The following is a 19,516-nucleotide window of genomic DNA, read 5'->3' on the forward strand; positions in this document are numbered from 1 at the left end:
TCCTACCCTTTGAGCCGTCATGGCTGCAAGGTAGCTGTTGCTGTTGCCGTGCGCCATCTCAAACTCGCGAAGGCAATCGAAGACCCGGAGGGCGGCCCGCATGGATGCGGGCCGTTTTTCATCGGGACAAGGATGTCCCGTATGAAAAATACCTGCGTCAGCATCGATCGTGCGGGCCTGTGATTCAAAGTAAAGCATTTTTCTTTGGTTACCTTTCTTTTGTTGCTTATGACAAAAGAAAGTAACCCGCCGCTTTAGTGGCGGAAGCTTTTAGCGTTTGATCTAGATCTAGATCTAGATCTGGAGCTTGCTTGAGCCAGGCGCCGTAATACCGCCGCAACGCGGTCGCGGCTCGCGCCGCTCCTACCCCGGCGAAAGGACGCCGCCTCGATCGATGACAACGGCGATGCCATTCCTGCGCATCCCGCGGTCGCGGCTTGTGACCGAAGGGAATCCAGTAGGACGCCGCTCCTACCCCGGCGAAAGCACGCCGCTTCGATCGATGACAACGGCGATGCCATTCCTGCGCATCCCGCGGTCGCGGCTTGTGACCGAAGGAAATCCAGTAGGACGCCGCTCCTACCCCGGCGAAAGCACGCTGCTTCGATCGATGACGACGGCGATGCCATCGCTGCGCATCCCGCGGTCGCGGCTCACGCCGCTCCTACAGGGAAGGTGGCAGTCCAAAGGGGAAGGTGTCGCCGTCCGAATAGGGATTCGCCACCCCGCAACGAAGACAGGCCGCCCGAAGGCGGCCTGTCGATACGCTCGATTCATCCAGACCGCAGGTTTAGTTCACCGAGACCGCGCTCCAGGCGCGGGCGACGGCCTTGTACTCGTTCGAGGTGTTGCCGTAGAGATCGGTCGCGGCCTGCAGGGTGGCGGTGCGGGCCTGCGGGTAGGTGGTGCTGGAGACGAAGTAACGGGTCAGCGCGCGGTACCAGATCGCGCCGGCCTTGGCGCGGCCGATGCCGGCGATGGCGGTGTCGCCGTTGCAGACCAGTTGCGAGGGGGTGTAGTTGAAGCCGGCCGGCTTCACCGCGCCCTCGGCGAGCAGATAGAAGAAGCGGTTGCCCACGCCCGAGCTCAGGTGCGGGTCGTACTTGCCGTTCTGGCCGGTCTGCGAGGCGGTGAAGCCGCCGACGGGATAGCACGAGAACGAGCGGCCGTCGGCGTCTTGCTTGAACATCAGGCGCAGCGCCTTGGTGTCGCCAGGGTTGTTGATGTAGACCTCTTCGCCCAACAAATAATCGCCCGGGTCGTTGGCGTTGCCGACGCTGAATTCGACCAGGGTGCCGAAGATGTCGGAGGTGGCTTCGTTGAGGCCGCCGCTGTCCTTGATGTTGTAGTAGCCCAGGCGCGCGGTGGCGCCGGTCACGCCGTGGGCCATTTCGTGGCCGGCGACGTCGAGCGCGACCAGCGGGCGATAGGTCACGCCGTCGCCGTCGCCGTAGACCATCGCGCTGCCGGTCCAGTAGGCGTTGACCAGGTTGGTCGGGCCGTAGTGGACATAACTCTTCACGCCCTGGCCGTTGTTGAAGATGCCGCTGCGGCCGTGCACGTTCTTGAAGTAGTCGAAGGTGGCGGCGACGCCGTAATGGGCGTCGGCCGCGGCCGAGGCGCGGTCGGAGGTGGTGTTGTTGCCCCAGACGTTGTCGCTGTCGTTGAAGGCGACCGCGCCCGAGGTGCCGGACTGGTTGCGCGCATCCAGGGTCTGGCCGTTGCCGCGGGTCGGGTCGGTCAGGGTGTAGCCGCCGCTGATCGAATTGCTGACCAGGCCGACGTTGCCCAGGGTCAGGGTCTTGCCGGTGCCGTTGGCGGCGGCGGAATGGACGCGGTCGTCTTCCTGCAGCAGCTTGCCGGTGGCGGCGTCGAGGTAGTAGCTGATCAGGCCTGGCGCCGGGTCGTTGCGGCGGTCGCCGGTGACGTCGACTTGGTAGGCCAGGGTCGGCTCGGTGCCGCGGGCGAAGATCACCAGGGCGGCCGGCGTCATCGCCGTGACCGTGCCGTCGAATGCGGCGCCGGCTTCGACCTTGGCCTGTTCGGCGCTGATCTTCGGCTCGATCGCGGGGCGCCCGAAGCTGCGCATGTTGTCGCCCTGGCTGATCGACTTCAGCTCGCCGTTGCGCGAATGCACGACCAGGTCGCCGCCGACCACGGGTAGGCCGCGATAGGTGCGTTCCATGCGCACGTGCTCGGTGCCGTCGCGGTCGATCATGACGTCGCGGGCGACGAAACCATCGGCCTTGGCGCGATGCACTTCATCGGCGGCGACGGTCTCCAGCAGGCCGCGCGCGCGTTGCGCAGCCGGCGAAGCGGCGGCCTGTTCGGGCGAGGTCGAAGCGGCGAGGAGGTCGCTGCCCGGGCGCGCGCCGACGGCGAGCTGGCTCGGTGCCTGCGCCACATGCGGCGTGGCGACGCGGGTGGCGGCGACGGCAGCGGCGTGGGCGGTCGTGGCGGCGGCCGCAGGCGCGGTGGCGGGCGCGGCGGCAAGCGTGGTCGAACCCGAGCTCGACAGGGACACAGTCGCCAGGACGGCGATGGCGCCGACGATGGCGGTGCTCAATACGGCGGTCTTCAGTTGCATGGGTGAATCCCCTAATGAAGGTAACGGTCGTGTTTTGTGAGGTGCTGTCATTGCTTTTTCGCAGCCTCCGGCGGCGCCCTTCGTCGGCTGAGACGAGGGACGTTCGGCTTGGAGGGATCGGCCTGCCCGATGTGCGGCGGTGGCGTCTGCATGAGTCGGACGGTGGGCCTGGAGTGACGTTAGGCTGCCGGCCCGCTGTGCTTGAATGAAAAATCGGTGCGAGCGGTCACGTAACGGCGAGGCGCATTTCGCGCTTGGTCACAGAACCGGCGCGATGGGCCAAAACGCAACCGGAGCGGTGGCGGATTTCCGGCTCGATGCGCAGCGGCGGCGGTGTCGGCGCCTCGCTGCGCTGCGCTGCGGCCGAGCATGCGCTGCTGTAGGGGATCGGCCCGGCAATGCGGTCGGCATCGATGGATCGCAGCGTTCCGTTCGCTGTGCAGCCGCCTCAACCGAGGCGCAACGAGGCGCCGCCCGCCCCAAGCCGCAAAACCGGCGGCGCTCGCCGCGGCCCAGTCTTAGTACTATGCGGAACGTGCCGAGCGGTTCCCGGCGGCACCCGGGGCCGCGGCGGCAGCGCTGCGGCCCGGCCACGCGACAACGAACCGGACTGGCTGACAGGGCAAATGCGCGAAGCACAGGTGGGTGGGGTGGAACAGCGGACGGCCGCCAGGGGCGGCGAAGACGTGGTCGTGATCGGCGCGGGCGTGATCGGCCTGACCTGCGCCCTGGCCCTGCTGGAAAGCGGACGCTCGGTGCGGGTCATCGACGCCGGACGCATCGGCGGCGGCAGCTCGCACGGCAATTGCGGCACCATCACCCCGAGCCATGCGACGCCGCTGGCCGCGCCGGGCGTGATCGCCCAGGCCCTGCGCTGGATGCTGACCCCGGATGCGCCGCTGTACGTGCATCCCAAGCTCGATCCGCAGTTGTGGGGCTGGCTGTTGCGCTTCGCCGCGCGCTGCAACGACCGCGATTGGCGGGCCAGCGCACAGGCCAAGTCGGCCTTACTCAACGATTCGCGCGAACGCCTGGAAAGCTGGGTCGGGCGCTACGGCCTGGTGTGCGAATTCGACACCGCCGGCGTCGACTACGTGTTCCGCGACGCCAAGGCCTTCGCCAGCGGCCAGCTCGAACTCGATCTGCTGCGCGAGTTCGGCATCGGCGTAAGCCTGCTGGACGGCGCCGCCTACGAGGCGCAGGACCCGGCCTTCAAGCCCGGGGTCGCCGGCGCGATCCGTTTCGACCACGACGCCGTGCTGCGGCCCGACCGTTATGTCGCCGAGCTCGCGCGCACCGTGCGCGAGCGCGGCGGCCGTTTCACCGAGCAATGCGCGCTGCGCGACTTGCGTCGCGAGGGGGCGGGCATCGAACTCGACACCAGCCTGGGCCTGCTGCGCGCGCGCGACGTGGTCGTCGCGGTCGGCGCCTGGACGCCGAAGCTGTCCGACGCCATCGGCCTGCCGTCGCTGCAGCGCGCGATGCAGCCGGGCAAGGGCTATTCGATCACTTACGACCGCCCGCCGTTGATGCCGCGCCGGCCGGTGGTGCTGCGCGAGCGCAAGGTCTGCGTGACCATGTGGGACAGCGGGTTCCGCCTTGGCAGCACCATGGAATTCTCCGGCTACGACGAGAGCCTCAACCCGCGCCGGCTCGCGGCCCTGGAACGCGGCGCCGCCGAGTACCTGCACCATCCGGTCGGCCCGGTCGAACGCGAGCGCTGGTACGGCTGGCGGCCGATGAGCGTCGACGACGTGCCGCTGATCGGCCGCGTGCCCGCTTGCGAAGGGCTGTGGCTGGCGACCGGCCACGGCATGATGGGGGTGAGCATGAGCGCGGGCACCGGCCAACTCGTCGCCGACCTGATCGCCGGGCGCGAGACCGCGATCGATCCGCATCCCTATCGACCGGAGCGCTTCGCATGAGCAAGCCCCATGAAAGCGCGCCCCCCGAAAGCATGCCCCTCGAAGCCGACGACAGCCGCAGCCAGTTCGACCTGATCGTGATCGGCGGCGGTTCCGGCGGCCTCGCCGGCGCCTTTCGCGCCGCCGAGCACGGCGCACGCGTGGCCTTGCTCGAGCCTTCGCTGCTCGGCGGCACCTGCGTCAACGTCGGCTGCGTGCCGAAGAAAGCCATGTGGCTGGCCGCCGACATCGCCGGCAAGCTGCGCATGGCGCAGTCGCTGGGGTTCTCGATCGACGCCGATCCGAAACATCTTTGCGCGCTCGACTGGCCGACCTTCATCGTTCACCGCCAGCGCTACATCGCCAACATCCACGAAAGTTATCGGCGCCGCCTCGATGCCTCCGGCATCGTGGTGTTGCCGATGCGCGCGCAGTTGCTCGACGCCAATACGGTGGAGTGCGAGAACGGCGCGCGCCTGAGCGCGCCGCGCATCCTGATCGCCACCGGCGGCCACGCGGTCAAGCCGCAGATCCCGGGCGCCGAACTGGGCACGACCTCGGACGATTTCTTCCAGTGGTGCGCCGCGCCCGAGCGCGTCGCCATCGTCGGCGCGGGTTATATCGCGGTCGAGCTCGCCGGCGTGCTGCAGGCGCTCGGCAGCCAGGTCGAATTGTTCGTGCGCGGCACGCGTCTGCTCGAAGCTTTCGACGCCGAACTGACCACCCAACTGGCCGAGGACTACCGCCAGAACGGCGTGCGCCTGCATTTCGGTCACGCGGTCGCGGCGCTCGAAGCCGACGGCGCGCGCGTGCGCCTGCGCGGCGCCGACGGTGCGCTCAGCGAGGCCTTCGACCAGGTGCTGTTCGCGACCGGACGCCGGCCCAACAGCGAGCGCATCGGGCTCGACCGGGTCGGCGTGGCGCTGGATGCGCGCGGCCACATCGTCGTCGACGACCTGCATGCGACCAATGTCGCGAATCTGCACGCGGTCGGCGACGTCACCACCGACGCCCAGCTGACCCCGGTCGCGATCGCCGCCGCGCGCCGGCTCATGGACCGCGTCTATGGCGGCCGCGAGGGCCGGCTCGACCAGAACGACATCCCGACCGTGGTGTTCGCGCACCCGCCGATCGGCCGGGTCGGCCTGACCGAGGACGAGGCGCGGGCACGACATGGTGACAACCTGCACATCTATCGCGCCGGGTTTCGGCCGATGCTGTACGCCCTGGCCGAGTCGCCGCAGCGCAGCCTGTTCAAGCTGATCTGCGTCGGCCAGGAGCGCCGCGTGGTCGGCATCCATCTGCTCGGCGAGGCCGCCGACGAGATGCTGCAAGGCTTCGCGGTCGCGCTCAAGCGCGGCATCACTCTCGACGACCTGCGCGACACGGTCGCCATCCATCCGACCAGCGCCGAGGAAGTGGTGCTGATGCGCTAACGTCCCGGCGACCGTCGCCGCGTAGCGCGCGCCAGGCAGGCGATCCGAGCAGGGGCAGCGATGAATCAGGGCAAGGGACGTCATTGGATCAAGGCCGGCGCGATCGGCGTTGCGCTCTCGTGGGGCACGATCGCCGCGGCGGTCGCCGCGCCCGCAGAGCCGGCGATCGACATCGCCGACCTGCTCAGCGTGCCGCGGCCCGACCAGATGATCGGCGCGAGCGATGCGCCGGTGCTGGCCTGGGTGTCGAACGATCAAGGCGTGCGCAATGTCTGGGTGGCGCGCGCGCCCGGCTTCGCGCCCCACAAGCTCACCGCCTACGACGAGGACGACGGCCAAGCCATCGGTCCCCTGCAGCTCAGCCACGACGGCCGCTGGCTGGCCTACGTGCGCGGCAGCGGGCCGGACGCGGCCGGCAACAACAGCAATCCGACCAGCGATCCCGATGGCCAGGAGCAGGCGGTGTGGGTCGTCGCCAGCGACGGTTCCGGAAAGCCGCAACGCATCGGCGCCGGCCGCGGCATGCAATTCGCGCCGCAGGGCGACGCGCTGTTGGTGCAGGGGCGCATGCTCGGTTGCTACGCGGTGCCCGGGGGCAAAGCGCCGGAGTGGTGCAAGGAAGCCCTGATCAAGACCCGCGGCAGCAACAGTGCGGCGGCGTTCTCGCCGGACGGCAAGTTCCTGAGTTTCACCAGCGACCGCGGTGACCACAGCTTCATCGGCGTGCTCGACCTGGCCGCGCGCACGGTGCGCTGGATGGGCGCGGACTTCAATCGCGACAGCAATCCGGCCTGGTCGCCGGACGGCCGCCGCATCGCCTTCCTGCGCATGGCCGCCGCGCGCAACGGCGAGCAGTTCGACCTGACCCGCGCCAACGTGTTCGAGATCTGGGTCGCCGATGCCGCCACGGGCCAGGCCAAGCGCGTGTTCCGTTCCAACGATCACGCCGGCGGTTATGCCCAGTTCGCCGAGACCGACCCGCTGCAGTGGAGCCGCGACAACCGCCTGGTGTTCAGCTCCGAACAGAGCGGTTGGCTGCATTGGTATGCACTGTCGCCTGAGGGCGGCGAGCCGGTCGCTCTGAGCCGCGGCGAATGCGAGGCCGAAACCAGCGTGCTGGCCGAGGACGGCGGCTTCTTCTTCAGCGGCAACTGCGCCGAACTCGATTACCGGCAGATGTTCGCGGTCGACGCCAAGGGCGCCGCGCAGAAACTGTTGACCGGCAAGCACGAGATCGCGACCGAGCCGGTCGCGGTCGCCGGCGGGCAGTGGTTGGCCTTCCGTCATGCCGATGCGCGCCGGCCCAGCGCGATCGCGGTGATGCCGCGCAGCGGCGGCGAAGTGCGGCGGATCTTCCCGGCGCAGTTGCCGGCGCGTTTTCCGATTGATCGCCTGGTCGAGCCCAAGACGCTGAGCCTGCGCGCCAGCGACGGCGTGGTCTCGCATGCCACCGTGTTCGAGCCGCCGGCCTCGTTCAAGGGCAAGCGCCCGGCGCTGGTCTACGTGCACGGCGGCCCGGTCCGGCAGATGCTGCCGGGCTGGCATTACGGCAGCTATTACTACGCCGACTACGCCAGCAATCAGTGGCTGGCGAGCCAAGGCTTCGTGGTGCTGGCCTTGAATTTCCGCGCCGGCACCAATTACGGCCAGGCCTTTCGCCGCGCCGAGAAACAAGGGCCGCGCGGCTTCAGCGAGTATCAGGACGTGCTGGCCGCACACGCCTATCTGGCCAAGCGCGACGACGTCGATGCGCGCAGGATCGGCATCTACGGCGGCTCCTACGGCGGCTTCCTGACCGCCTCGGCCCTGGCGCGCAATTCGGACCTGTTCGCGGCCGGGCTCGATCGCCACGGCGTCCACGATTGGCGCGAGAGCGCCAAGGGCGGCGACAACAGCGGCCTGTGGGGGCTGGGGCCGGACGAGCTGGAGCTGGCCTGGCAATCCTCGCCGATGGCGCACGTCGACAGTTGGCGTTCGCCGGTGCTGTTCGTGCACGGCGACGACGACCGCGCGGTGAAATTCGCCCAGAGCGTCGACCTGGTCGAGCGCCTGCGCGCGCGCGGCGTGCCGGTCGAGACCCTGGTCCTGCCCGACGAAGACCATTTCTTCCTGCGCCACGCGACCTGGCTTCAGGTCCATCGCAGTACCATGGACTTCTTCCGCCGGCAGCTGAAGCCCGGCGCCGATTGAGTCCGAACGCATGACGCCGCACCCGACCGAACCCGTCTACCGACTGCACCGCGGCACCGCGCCCTTGCTGATCAGCCTGCCGCACGACGGCGCGCTGATCCCCGACGCGCTGGCCGCGCGCATGGTCGAATCGGCGCGGCGCGCGCCGGACACCGACTGGCACGTGTCGCGCCTGTACGCGCTCGCCCGCGCGTTCGGCGCCTCGATCATCGTGCCGAGCTATTCGCGCTATGTGGTCGATCTGAACCGTCCGCCCGACGACACCTCGCTGTATCCCGGGCAGAACACCACCGGCCTGTGTCCGGCGGTGCAGTTCAGCGGCGAAGCGGTGTATCTCGAGGGCCAGGCACCGACTCCGGAGGAAGTCGCCGAGCGCGTCGAACTGTACTGGCGCCCGTATCACGACACCCTGGTCGGCGAGCTCGACCGCATCCGCGGCGAGCACGGCCGTGCGGTGCTGTGGGAAGGTCATTCGATCCGCGGCGAAGTGCCGTTCCTGTTCGAGGGCCGCCTGCCGGACCTCAACCTCGGCACCGCCGCCGGCAAGAGCTGCCTGCCCGAACTGCAGGCGCGGCTCGAACGCATCCTGGGCGCGCAGAGCGACTACGAGTGGGTCGCCAACGGCCGCTTCAAGGGCGGCTACATCACCCGCCACTACGGCGACCCCGAGATCGGCGTGCAGGCGGTGCAGTTGGAGATCAGCCAGCGCAACTACATGGACGAGGCCTCGTTCGCCTACGACGAAAGCAAGGCGGTGCGCCTGCAGGTCGTGATCGAGGCCTTGCTGCGCGCGACCCTGGACGCGGACGACGCATGACCCAGGCGCCTGCGGCGCCGCGGCTGACCGTGGGTCAGGCGCGCGCCTTGCATCTGGCCGCACAAGGCCTGCTGGCCCGGCCGCGCCGGCGCGCGCGCCGGCCCGATCTGCTCGCCGCGATCGAGCGCATGCAGTTGCTGCAGATCGACACCATCCACGTGGTCGCGCGCAGCCCCTACCTGGTGTTGTTTTCGCGGGTGGGCGGTTATCGCGCGCGCTGGCTGGAAGAGTTGTTGGCCGAGCGCGAGATCTTCGAAGTCTGGGCCCACGAAGCCTGCTTCGCGCCGATGAGCGACTACTTGTTGCATCGCAATGGTTTGCCGCAACGCGCGCATCACTGGGCGATCCGCAGCGCCCAGCGTCATCGCCAGAGCAGCGGCGCCAAGATCGACCGCCTGCTCGGACACATCCGCGAGCTCGGCGCGGTCAAGTCTTCGGACTTCGAACGCGAGGCGGGCTCCGCCGGCGGCGGTTGGTGGGGCTGGAAAGAAGAGAAGCGCTGGCTCGAAGCCGGCTTCGCCCTCGGCGAGCTGATGGTCGCGCGGCGCGACAATTTCCATCGCGTTTACGACCTGGCCGAACGCGTCGCCGGCGTAGCCGTGCCGGGTTGGGATAGCACGCCGATCGAGGCCGCGACGGTGCGGCGCGACACCATCCTGAAGTCGGTGCGCGCGCTCGGCATCGCCCAGGCGCGCTGGATCGCCGATTACTACCGCTTGCGTCCGCGCCTGCGCGATGCCGACCTGGCCGAACTGGTCGAGGCCGGCGACTTGCTGCGGGTCGAGGTCAAGGGTTGGCAGTCGCCGGGCTATGTCCATCGCGATCACGCCGACTCGCTCGCGCTGGCCGCAGGCGGGCGGCTGCGCGCGACCCACTCGACCTTGCTGTCGCCGTTCGATCCGGTGGTCTGGGATCGCGAACGCGCCAGCGAATTGTTCGGCTTCGACTACACCCTGGAGTGCTACACGCCGGAGCCGAAGCGGCGCTACGGCTATTTCGTCCTGCCGATCCTGGCGCGCGGGCGCCTGGTCGGGCGGCTCGACGCGAAAGCGCATCGCGCGCACGGCGAGTTCGAGGTCAAGGCCTTGTATCTCGAAGAGGACGTCGTCGCCGACGAAGCGCTTGCCGCGGACATCGCCCGCGCGATCGACGACTGTGCGCGCTGGCACGAGACGCCGGCGGTGCGATTGACGCGGTGCCGGCCGGCAGCGTTCGCCAAACCGCTCAAGGCGGCGTTGGCGGCCTTGGCCTGAGCCGCAGGCGTCGGTGCCAGGCAGAGACCGCGACGGCTTAACCTGAGCGCTGCACGATCACCACGCAGGCCGCGACCAGGCCGAGCAGGGGGATCAGGTTCAACACCAGCGCCGGCACCGCGATGCTGTGGCGTTCGCGGCGGAACAGGGCGACGATCGCGAGCAGGCTGCCGAACAGCCAGCTCGCTGCGGTGAACAGGATCGCGCGGCCGGTGCAGTGCAGGCTCCAGGTGCCGCACTTGTCGTCCGGGGTCAGGCCGAACACGAACAGCCAGGCCAGTACCGGGCCGAGCAACAGGGCGAACCAGGCCAGGACGCCGAACAAACGCGGCCGCGCGTACTCGACGCCGGCGTCGGGAAAGGCTTCGGCCAGCGTTTCGGCGTAGGCATCGGCATCGCGCTCGCTCAAGGCGCTTTCGGCGCGTTCAACGGCCATGGCGCGGTCCCTCCGCAAGGCGCCTGCCAAGGGCGGGCCGGTAGCGATGATCGGGGCGTCCTTCCATTTCGAACTCCTTGCCCATCGATGCGCTCAAGTTGCCGCAAGCCGCGGCATGGCCGCGTGATGCCGGAGAGAACGCCGCAAGGCGCTTGTTGCGAAAAAGAAACGGGCCACAAAGAAACGCGCCGCGGGCGGGGTGGAACTCCCTAAGACGAACGCAGTCTCGGGCGAAGACCGTCCAAGATCGACGCCGCGGCAAGCTGGCGGCGCCCGAAAAAAGCCGCACGAGGCGACGGGGATTCTTTAGAAACGCCGCACAAGGCGGCGGCCAGTCCTCAAGAGAAACGCCGCACAAGGCGGCAGCCAATCCTCAAAAAGAAACGCCGCACAAGGCGGCGTTTCGTTTCTGACCCGTGGCGGAGGGCGAGATTCAGACTTCCAGCGTCGCCAGGTCGCCCTTGGTTTCCAGCCAGGACTTGCGGTCGCTGGCGCGCTTCTTGGCCAGCAGCATGTCCATCAGCGAATGGGTCTGGGCGTTGTCGTCGATGGTCAGCTGGACCAGGCGGCGGGTGTCGGGGTGGATGGTCGACTCGCGCAGCTGCGAGGCGTTCATCTCGCCCAGGCCCTTGAAGCGGGTGACGTTGACCGCGCCGCTGAGGCCCTTCTTGCGGTCGCCTTTTTCGCGCTCGATCTTTTCCAGGAGGATGCGTTTTTCCTCCTCGTCGAGGGCGTAGAACACGGTCTTGCCCACGTCGACGCGGAACAGCGGCGGCATCGCCACGAAGATGTGGCCGCTGGCGACCAACGCCGGGAAGTGGCGCAGGAACAGGGCGCTGAGCAGGGTGGCGATGTGCAGGCCGTCGGAGTCGGCGTCGGCGAGGATCACCACCTTGCCGTAGCGCAGGCCGCTGATGTCTTCCTTGCCGGGGTCGCAACCGATCGCGACCGCCAGGTCGTGCACTTCCTGCGAACCCAGCACGCTGCCGGAGGCGACTTCCCAAGTGTTGAGGATCTTGCCGCGCAGCGGCAGGATCGCCTGGAAGTCCTTGTCGCGGGCCTGGCGCGCGCTGCCGCCGGCCGAATCGCCTTCCACCAGGAACAGCTCGGTGCGCGAGAGGTCCTGCGAGCTGCAGTCGGCGAGCTTGCCGGGCAGGGCCGGGCCCTGGGTGATCTTCTTGCGGGTGATCTGCTTTTCGGTCTTCAGGCGCGCGGCGGCGCGCTCGATGGCGAGTTGGGCGATGCGCTCGCCCAATTCCGTGTGTTGGTTCAGCCACAGCGAGAACGCGTCGTGGGCGGCGCCCTCGACGAAGCCGGCGGCCTGGCGCGAGGACAGGCGTTCCTTGGTCTGGCCGCTGAACTGCGGGTCGGTCATCTTGATGCTGAGCACGAAGGCGACCCGGTCCCAGACGTCTTCCGGGGCCAGCTTGACGCCGCGCGGCAGCAGGTTGCGGAAGTCGCAGAACTCGCGCAGCGCGTCGGTGAAGCCGGTGCGCAGGCCGTTGACGTGGGTGCCGTGCTGGGCGGTCGGGATCAGGTTGACGTAGCTTTCCTGGACCAGTTCGCCGTCGGGCACCCAGGCCACCGCCCAGTCGACCACTTCGGTGTCTTTCTTGAGCTGGCCGACGAACAGGTCCGGCGGCAGCAGCTCGCGCTGCGGCTGGCCCTCGCGCAGCTCGCCCGACAGGTAGTCGCGCAGGCCGTCTTCGTAGTACCACTCGATGCGCTCGCCGCTGGCCTCGTCGAACAGCTTGACGTTGAGGCCCGGGCACAGCACCGCCTTGGCGCGCAGCACGTGCTTGATCGAGCGCAGGTTGAACTTGGGCGTGTCGAAATACTTCGCGTCGGGCCAGAAGCGCACGCGGGTGCCGGTGTTCTTCTTGCCGACCGAGTTGACCACTTCCAGCGGGGTGGCGCGGTCGCCGTTCTGGAAGGTCATGCGGTATTCGTTGCCGTCGCGCTTGATGTGCACTTCGACCAGCTTGGACAGCGCGTTGACCACGCTCACGCCGACGCCGTGCAGGCCGCCGGAGAAGGTGTAGTTCTTGTTGCTGAACTTGCCGCCCGCGTGCAGGCGCGTGAGGATCAGCTCGACGCCGGGGATGCCTTCCTCGGGGTGGATGTCGACCGGCATGCCGCGGCCGTCGTCGGAGACCTCGCAACTGCCGTCGGCGTGCAGGGTGACCTCGATGCTGCGGGCGTGGCCGGCCAGCGCCTCGTCGACCGCGTTGTCGATGACCTCCTGCGCCAGATGGTTCGGGCGGGTGGTGTCGGTGTACATGCCCGGGCGTCGTTTGACGGGGTCCAGCCCGGAGAGGACTTCGATGTCGGCGGCGTTATAGCGACTGCTCATTAACTGAAGGGCGTGGCCGTGGTGTTCGGAGCGGCGAGAATGGCGACGGCGGGCTAGGTGGTCAAGCCGCACGACGTGAAGAGTGGTCAAGAAGCTTGGCCCACTTGCGTCTCGCCCGGCGAGACCGGCTGAGACGGGCGGCCGGCCTGCTCGAGCGGACGCCGCGGCGGCCAGGCAGGGCGGGTTGATATCGGTCGATTCAGCCACCAGCATGGGGGTAGGGGTTAGGGTCCGCCGCGTCGCTCTGGGAAGCGGTGCGCCGAACGGCTCATCGCCCACGACACACGGCGCAGCCCGTCGCGCCGGTCCCCATTCCGTCAGGAGGCCACACCATGAACATCCGCAAGCTCGTGCTCCCCGCCGCCATCGCCGCCGCCCTGGCCATGCTGGCCGCGCCTGCCGCCTTCGCGCAGCAGGACCCGCAGGCCGACGCCAAGAAGGCCGAAGAGGCCAAGAAAGCCGAGGATGCGAAGAAGGCCGAAGCCCAGAAGAAGGCCAAGGCCGACAAGAAGCAGTCCGGCGACCGCGGCGTCGAGCCGGAGGAAGAGGGCGACAAGTAAGTCTTCGCCGATCTCCGGTTCCGTTGCGAAAACCCAGCGCCCCGGCCTTGCCGGGGCGTTTTCTTTGCGAGCCTCGTGCCGAGGGCTGCCGGCTGCGTGCCTCGAATGGCGGCTCGCCTCGTGCCCGACCGAGTTAATCTAGGCGTAATCGCCGATGCGGTCCCATGCATCGGCTGGCAGCGACTTTCGTTCGGGGGAGCGATGAAACTTCAACTGTGCGCCTTGTTCATCGGCGTATCGATCAGCTGCGGGGTGGCACGTTCCAAGGACGTGGATCCGGACAAGCTGGTGCCTGCGACCCAGGCCGGCGAGCTGAGATTGGATCGGTCTTTCACTTACGAGTACACGAGCTACCGGGTACTGCGCCAGTTCGTGTTGACGCCCGGCGTCTATCGGCCGGAGTTTTCGAGCAAGCAGGGCGTCTATTACCGTGGCCCGACGCATGCGGTCGAAATGGTTCTGACCTATGACAACGCCTTCGAGAAGAACCACGTCGAACGCAGGCCTCCGCTCGAGGGCGGGGTCTTCCTCGACCGTTCCGGCGCCGCGCTGATTTACCACTACGTGCAGGCCGCACAAGCGCCCGCCAGGAGTGCGCAGGAACCCGGCGGCGGGGCGATTCCCAACCTTGTCGATCGCTACCTCGCCTCCCGCGACGGCAAGATCACCTTTGCGCGGAAGATGCGGCCCAGCATGGATTTGGCGCGGCTGCTCAAGCCCGAATCGCCGCCGAGCGGGGCTGCACCCTAGACCCAGGTGGGGCATCGTCGATCGCCGGCTCGTTTTGCCTGCCGTTCCGGGGTAGCGTTAAGTCCGACAAACCCGCCGTCCGGGGAGGTTCGATGAGCGTCCGCATCGTCAGGCTTGGAAGCCCGCGCGCCGAGGGCGAGGGCACCCGCATCGGCACCGTACGGCGTCCGCCGCGCGGGGTGCCGAAGAGCGAGTTCGCGACCCAGGATTGGTACGACGTGTGGTTCCCGAATCTGGCGCCGAGCGCGGACACGATCAAGCTCGGCCAACAGGCGCAGACTCCGGCGCAATGGCAGGCCTTCGTGCGCAAGTACCGCGCCGAGATGGCCACCCCGGACGCCGGCCACACCCTGCAACTGCTCGCGACCCTGTCCCGGCACAGCGATTTCTCGGTCGGCTGCTATTGCGAGGACGAGGCGCATTGCCATCGTTCGGTCCTGCGCGAGCTGTTGGCCGAGAAGGGCGCCGAGCTGGCCTGAGCTGCTTAGCCTCCCAGGGTAGGAGCGGCGCAAGCCGCGACCGCGCGGCTTCGACCGCCGGCGCAGGTCGCGGCTTACGCCGCCCCGACCCAAGGCAGGGGACCGCGCTCGGAGAGCGCACTTGCGGCAGAGCTTGGGCCGCAACCTCCCCGGNCCCGATAACGCCGATTCCGCCGCAGGCCTTGCCGCAGCTGGCTTTGCGGGGCGTCCGGGCGATCGCCGGCGCTGTCAAGCAGTCGCGGGCCAAGCCGTCAGTCGGTAAACTACGGCTTTCCAGCGGCAGCAAAATCCATGACTCCCCTGATTTTCGTCACCGGCGGCGTGGTGTCCTCCTTGGGTAAGGGCATCGCGGCAGCCTCGTTGGCGGCCATCCTCGAAGCGCGCGGGCTGCGCGTGACGATGATGAAGCTCGACCCCTATATCAACGTCGATCCGGGCACGATGAGCCCGTTTCAGCACGGCGAGGTCTACGTCACCGACGACGGTGCCGAGACCGACCTCGACCTCGGCCACTACGAGCGCTACCTGCGCACGCGCCTGAGCCGCAAGAATTCGATCACGACCGGCCGGATCTACGAGAACGTGATCCGTAAGGAACGCCGCGGCGATTACCTCGGCGGCACCGTCCAGGTCATCCCGCACATCACCGACGAGATCAAGCGCTGCATCGTCGAGGCCACCGAAGGCTTCGACGTCGCCCTGGTCGAGGTCGGCGGCACGGTCGGCGACATCGAGTCGTTGCCGTTCCTGGAAGCGATCCGCCAGTTGCGCACCGAGCGCGGCCCCGAGCACGCGCTGTTCATGCACCTGACCTTGGTGCCGTTCATCGCCGCCGCCGGCGAACTGAAGACCAAGCCGACCCAGCACTCGGTCAAGGAACTGCGTTCGATCGGTATCCAGCCCGACGTGCTGCTGTGCCGCAGCGAGCAGCCGCTGCCCGACAGCGACCGCCGCAAGATCGCCTTGTTCACCAACGTGCCGGAAAAGGCCGTCATCTCGGCGGTCGACCTCGACAACATCTACAAGCTGCCGCAGTGGTTCCACGAGCAGGGCCTGGACGCGATCGTCCTCGACCGCCTGCGCATCCAGGCCGGCCCGGCCGAACTGCGCGAATGGAACGAAGTGGTCGATGCCACCGAGCATCCGGTCGACGAGGTCACCATCGCCGTGGTCGGCAAGTACATCGACCACCAGGATGCCTACAAGTCGCTGTCGGAAGCGCTCAAGCACGGCGGTCTGCGCCAGCGCACCAAGGTCAAGCTGAAGTGGCTGGAATCCAGCGAGATCGAGCGCGACGGCGTGGAATCGCTGAAGGGCGTCGACGGCATCCTGGTGCCGGGCGGCTTCGGCGATCGCGGCTTCGAGGGCAAGGTCACGACCGCGAACTACGCACGCGAGCAGAAGATTCCGTACTTCGGCATCTGCTACGGCATGCAGGCGGCGGTGGTCGACTATGCGCGCCACGTCGCCGGCCTCGACAACGCCAACAGCACCGAGAACGACAAGAACAGCCCGCACCCGGTCATCGGCCTGATCACCGAGTGGCGCACCGCCACCGGCGAAGTCGAGCGCCGCAGCGAAACCAGCGACCTCGGCGGCACCATGCGTCTGGGCCTGCAGGACCAGCGCATCAAGCCCGGCACCCTGGCGCGCGAGTTGTACGGCAAGGACGTGGTCGGCGAGCGTCACCGCCACCGCTACGAGTTCAACAACCGCTATCGCAGCCAGCTCGAGGACGCCGGCCTGGTGATCTCGGCCAAGTCCATGGACGACCTGCTGGTCGAGATGGTCGAACTGCCGCGCAGCGAGCACCCCTGGTACCTGGCTTGCCAGGCACACCCGGAATTCCTGTCGACGCCGCGCGACGGCCATCCGCTGTTCATCGGTTTCGTGCGCGCCGCGCGCGAGGCCAAGGCCGGCGGCAAGCTGCTGCGTGAGGTCACCGGTTGAATCCGGCTCCGGCCGATCCGGACCCGGGCGCGCAAGCGCGGGCGAGCGTCGGCCGGCCTGCACGTAACGATTTTCGCGGTACCGGCCGTTGGCTGATGTGGCTGGCCGCGGCTGTGCTGGTCGCCGGATACCTCACGTATCGGGCGATCCTCGGCGAGGCCGCCGACGGTCTCGGCCTGCTGGGCGCGACCGTATTCACCATCACCCTGGCCATCGCCGGACCTTTGGGCTTGATCGGGGGCGTACTGTGGCTGGTCGGTGTGGTGCGTTCGGCGCGTTCGAAACGCTTAAGCGGGCCCGGGGCATGATCGCCGGGCCGCGATCGCCGGGCTTGTCTGCGGCGGGCGCGGCAACCACTGATGAAGATTCCTTCGTACTCATGAATTCAGGAAGCAAGCGATGAAACTCTGCGGCTTTGACGTCGGCCTCGACCAGCCTTTCTTTCTGATCGCCGGCCCCTGCGTGATCGAGTCGATGCAATTGCAGCTCGACGTCGCCGGCCAGCTCAAGGAAATCACTTCCTCGCTCGGCATTCCCTTCATCTTCAAGTCGAGCTTCGACAAGGCCAACCGCACCTCGGCGACGAGTTTCCGCGGCCCGGGCATGGAGGAGGGGCTCAAGGTCCTGGCCGAGGTCAAGCGCCAGATCGGCGTGCCGGTGCTGACCGACGTGCACGAGTACACGCCGATGGACGAGGTCGCCTCGGTCGTCGACGTGCTGCAGACCCCGGCCTTCCTGTGCCGCCAGACCGATTTCATCCAGAAGGTCGCGCGCGCCGGCAAGCCGGTCAACATCAAGAAGGGCCAGTTCCTCTCGCCCTGGGAGATGAAGCACGTCACCGCCAAGGCCCAGGCCACCGGCAACCAGCAGATCATGGCCTGCGAGCGCGGCGCGAGCTTCGGCTACAACAACCTGGTCAGCGACATGCGCTCGCTGTCGGTGATGCGCGACACCGGTTGTCCGGTGGTGTTCGACGCGACCCACTCGGTGCAGTTGCCCGGCGGCATGGACGGCAAGTCCGGCGGCCAGCGCGAGTTCGTGCCGGTGCTGGCGCGTGCGGCGATCGCGGTCGGCGTCTCGGGTGTGTTCATGGAAACTCATCCGCGCCCCGAGGAAGCCCTGTCCGACGGCCCCAACGCGGTGCCGCTGCCGAAGATGCGCGCGCTGCTCGAGACCATGGTCGAACTGGACCGCATCACCAAGAAGAACGGCTTCCTGGAACAAGATTTCTGATGTCGCCCGCGTTGCGGTTCGAACCCGGCCGCAGCGCGGCCGTCGCTGGGCCGGGGCGCGCGTCGTCCCGCCCGCATTCCGGCAAGCACATATCGGGCTGGCCGGAGCGGTTCTGCCGCGCTGCCTGCAGCGTGTCCGTGCGGCCCCTCCGGATCGATTCGATCCGCCACCGAATGTCGCCAATTTCGACGGCGCCCACCCGGGCCGGCCGCGATCTCGGCTATCGTTCGTCCCGACCCCTTTCCCACTGAACCCCGACTCTTCCGACATGAGCACGATCACCCAGATCCACGCCCGCGAAATCCTCGACAGCCGAGGCAACCCGACCCTGGAAGCCGAGGTCACCCTGGCCGACGGCAGCTTCGGCCGCGCCCTGGTCCCCTCCGGCGCTTCGACCGGCAGCAAGGAAGCGGTTGAACTGCGCGACGGCGACAAGACCCGTTACCTCGGCAAGGGCGTGCGCAAAGCCGTCGAGAACGTCAACACCACCATCGCCCAGGCGCTCAAGGGCCTGGACGCGACCGACCAGGCCGGCCTCGACCGCCGCATGATCGATCTGGACGGCACCGAGAACAAAGGCCGCCTGGGCGCGAACGCGCTGCTCGGCGTTTCCCTGGCCAATGCGCATGCGGTCGCCGCCTCGCGCAAGCTGCCGCTGTGGAAGCATCTGGCCGGCGACCGCGCCGCAGTGCTGCCGGTGCCGATGATGAACATCATCAACGGCGGCGCCCATGCCGACAACAACGTCGACCTGCAGGAATTCATGATCCTGCCGGTGGGCGTGCCGACCTTCGCCGAGGCGCTGCGCGCCGGCGCCGAGGTGTTCCACGCGCTGAAGTCGGTGCTCAAGGGCCGCGGCCTCAGCACCGCGGTCGGCGACGAGGGCGGTTTCGCCCCCGACCTGCGCAGCAACGAGGAAGCGCTGGAAACCATCCTCGAAGCGATCGGCAAGGCCGGCTACAAGGCCGGCGAAGACATCCTGCTGGGCCTGGACGTCGCCTCCACCGAGTTCTTCGACAACGGCAAGTACCACCTCGTCGGCGAAGGCAAGCGCCTGACCAGCGAGCAGTTCGTCGACTTCCTCGCCGGCTGGGCCGCGCAGTACCCGATCGTGACCATCGAAGACGGCATGGCCGAGGACGATTGGGCCGGCTGGAAGCTGCTGACCGACAAGATCGGCAACAAGGTGCAGCTGGTCGGCGACGACCTGTTCGTGACCAACCCGAAGATCTTCAAGGAAGGCATCGACAAGGGCGTGGCCAACTCGATCCTGATCAAGGTCAACCAGATCGGCACCCTGACCGAGACCCTGGAAGCGATCGCGATGGCCGACGCGGCCAAGTACGCGGCCGTGGTCTCGCACCGTTCCGGCGAAACCGAGGACACCACCATCGCCGACATCTCGGTGGCGACCACCGCGACCCAGATCAAGACCGGCTCGCTGTGCCGCAGCGACCGCGTGGCCAAGTACAACCAGCTGCTGCGCATCGAAGAGCAGCTCGGTGCCGCGGCGAAGTACGCCGGACGCGATGCGTTCGTGTCGCTGCGTCGCTGAGCGCGGCTGAGTC

Annotated in this window: 16 protein-coding genes; 13 read left to right on the forward strand and 3 right to left on the reverse strand. The window is 68.1% G+C overall.

Annotated features, from left to right (window positions below; translation table 11 throughout):
- Positions 1–183 (forward strand): hypothetical protein (locus tag ACTJJK_RS17190; protein WP_440730797.1); only part of this gene is annotated, 183 nt, incomplete at its 5' end.
- 607 nt (positions 184–790) lie between these two features.
- Here the strand turns inward: ACTJJK_RS17190 and ACTJJK_RS17195 are convergent.
- Complete coding sequence (locus ACTJJK_RS17195) at positions 791–2,587, reverse strand: M4 family metallopeptidase (protein ID WP_440730798.1); 1,797 nt, start codon at positions 2,585–2,587, stop codon at positions 791–793.
- Positions 2,588–3,237: 650 nt separating this feature from the next.
- Here ACTJJK_RS17195 and ACTJJK_RS17200 point away from each other — a divergent pair.
- From ACTJJK_RS17200 to ACTJJK_RS17220, 5 genes are read left to right on the forward strand one after another with little or no spacing between them, the layout of a single operon-like run.
- Positions 3,238–4,512, forward strand: coding sequence for an NAD(P)/FAD-dependent oxidoreductase (locus tag ACTJJK_RS17200; RefSeq protein ID WP_440730799.1), 1,275 nt, complete (start codon positions 3,238–3,240; stop codon positions 4,510–4,512).
- A gap of 32 nt (positions 4,513–4,544) precedes the next feature.
- Complete coding sequence (gene gorA / locus ACTJJK_RS17205; protein WP_440730823.1) at positions 4,545–5,927, forward strand: glutathione-disulfide reductase; 1,383 nt, start codon at positions 4,545–4,547, stop codon at positions 5,925–5,927.
- 60 nt (positions 5,928–5,987) lie between these two features.
- Positions 5,988–8,117, forward strand: coding sequence for a prolyl oligopeptidase family serine peptidase (locus ACTJJK_RS17210; RefSeq protein ID WP_440730800.1), 2,130 nt, complete (start codon positions 5,988–5,990; stop codon positions 8,115–8,117).
- A 10-nt stretch (positions 8,118–8,127) separates the two neighbouring features.
- Complete coding sequence (hutG, locus tag ACTJJK_RS17215; protein WP_031374373.1) at positions 8,128–8,934, forward strand: N-formylglutamate deformylase; 807 nt, start codon at positions 8,128–8,130, stop codon at positions 8,932–8,934.
- Positions 8,931–10,187 carry a winged helix-turn-helix domain-containing protein gene (locus ACTJJK_RS17220; RefSeq protein ID WP_440730801.1) on the forward strand — a complete coding sequence of 419 codons (1,257 nt, stop codon included), beginning with the start codon at positions 8,931–8,933 and terminating at the stop codon, positions 10,185–10,187. Before hutG ends, ACTJJK_RS17220 begins: the two co-directional genes overlap by 4 nt.
- Before the next feature lie 37 nt (positions 10,188–10,224).
- Here the strand turns inward: ACTJJK_RS17220 and ACTJJK_RS17225 are convergent, their stop codons facing one another.
- Positions 10,225–10,623, reverse strand: a complete 399-nt coding sequence (locus ACTJJK_RS17225; RefSeq protein ID WP_031374371.1) for a hypothetical protein — start codon at positions 10,621–10,623, stop codon at positions 10,225–10,227.
- A 433-nt stretch (positions 10,624–11,056) separates the two neighbouring features.
- Entirely contained in the window at positions 11,057–12,976 is a 1,920-nt protein-coding gene (gene parE / locus ACTJJK_RS17230) for a DNA topoisomerase IV subunit B (protein WP_031374370.1), read from the reverse strand.
- A 332-nt stretch (positions 12,977–13,308) separates the two neighbouring features.
- On the opposite strand from parE, the gene ACTJJK_RS17235 reads away from it, so the two are divergent.
- The 7 genes from ACTJJK_RS17235 to eno all read left to right on the forward strand — a co-directional run bounded on the left by ACTJJK_RS17235 (position 13,309) and on the right by eno (position 19,503).
- Positions 13,309–13,536 carry a hypothetical protein gene (locus ACTJJK_RS17235; RefSeq protein WP_031374369.1) on the forward strand — a complete coding sequence of 76 codons (228 nt, stop codon included), beginning with the start codon at positions 13,309–13,311 and terminating at the stop codon, positions 13,534–13,536.
- 201 nt (positions 13,537–13,737) lie between these two features.
- A complete protein-coding gene (locus ACTJJK_RS17240) occupies positions 13,738–14,286 on the forward strand; it encodes a hypothetical protein (RefSeq protein ID WP_031374368.1) in 549 nt (182 codons plus the stop codon).
- 92 nt (positions 14,287–14,378) lie between these two features.
- Positions 14,379–14,765, forward strand: a complete 387-nt coding sequence (locus tag ACTJJK_RS17245) for a DUF488 domain-containing protein (RefSeq protein WP_031374367.1) — start codon at positions 14,379–14,381, stop codon at positions 14,763–14,765.
- A gap of 291 nt (positions 14,766–15,056) precedes the next feature.
- Positions 15,057–16,715 (forward strand): CTP synthase, encoded by a 1,659-nt coding sequence (locus ACTJJK_RS17250; RefSeq protein WP_031374366.1) that lies wholly within the window; start codon positions 15,057–15,059, stop codon positions 16,713–16,715.
- Entirely contained in the window at positions 16,712–17,023 is a 312-nt protein-coding gene (locus tag ACTJJK_RS17255) for a hypothetical protein (RefSeq protein WP_152566446.1), read from the forward strand. The genes ACTJJK_RS17250 and ACTJJK_RS17255 overlap by 4 nt, the downstream gene beginning before the upstream one ends.
- Positions 17,024–17,114: 91 nt before the next feature.
- Positions 17,115–17,948, forward strand: a complete 834-nt coding sequence (gene kdsA, locus ACTJJK_RS17260) for a 3-deoxy-8-phosphooctulonate synthase (RefSeq protein ID WP_031374364.1) — start codon at positions 17,115–17,117, stop codon at positions 17,946–17,948.
- Positions 17,949–18,216: 268 nt separating this feature from the next.
- Positions 18,217–19,503, forward strand: coding sequence for a phosphopyruvate hydratase (eno, locus tag ACTJJK_RS17265; RefSeq protein ID WP_031374363.1), 1,287 nt, complete (start codon positions 18,217–18,219; stop codon positions 19,501–19,503).
- Positions 19,504–19,516 lie beyond the last annotated feature (13 nt).

Origin of the sequence: Lysobacter sp. 22409 (assembly GCF_052045105.1) — a bacterium.
In the GTDB taxonomy this organism is placed as follows: domain Bacteria; phylum Pseudomonadota; class Gammaproteobacteria; order Xanthomonadales; family Xanthomonadaceae; genus Lysobacter; species Lysobacter antibioticus_B.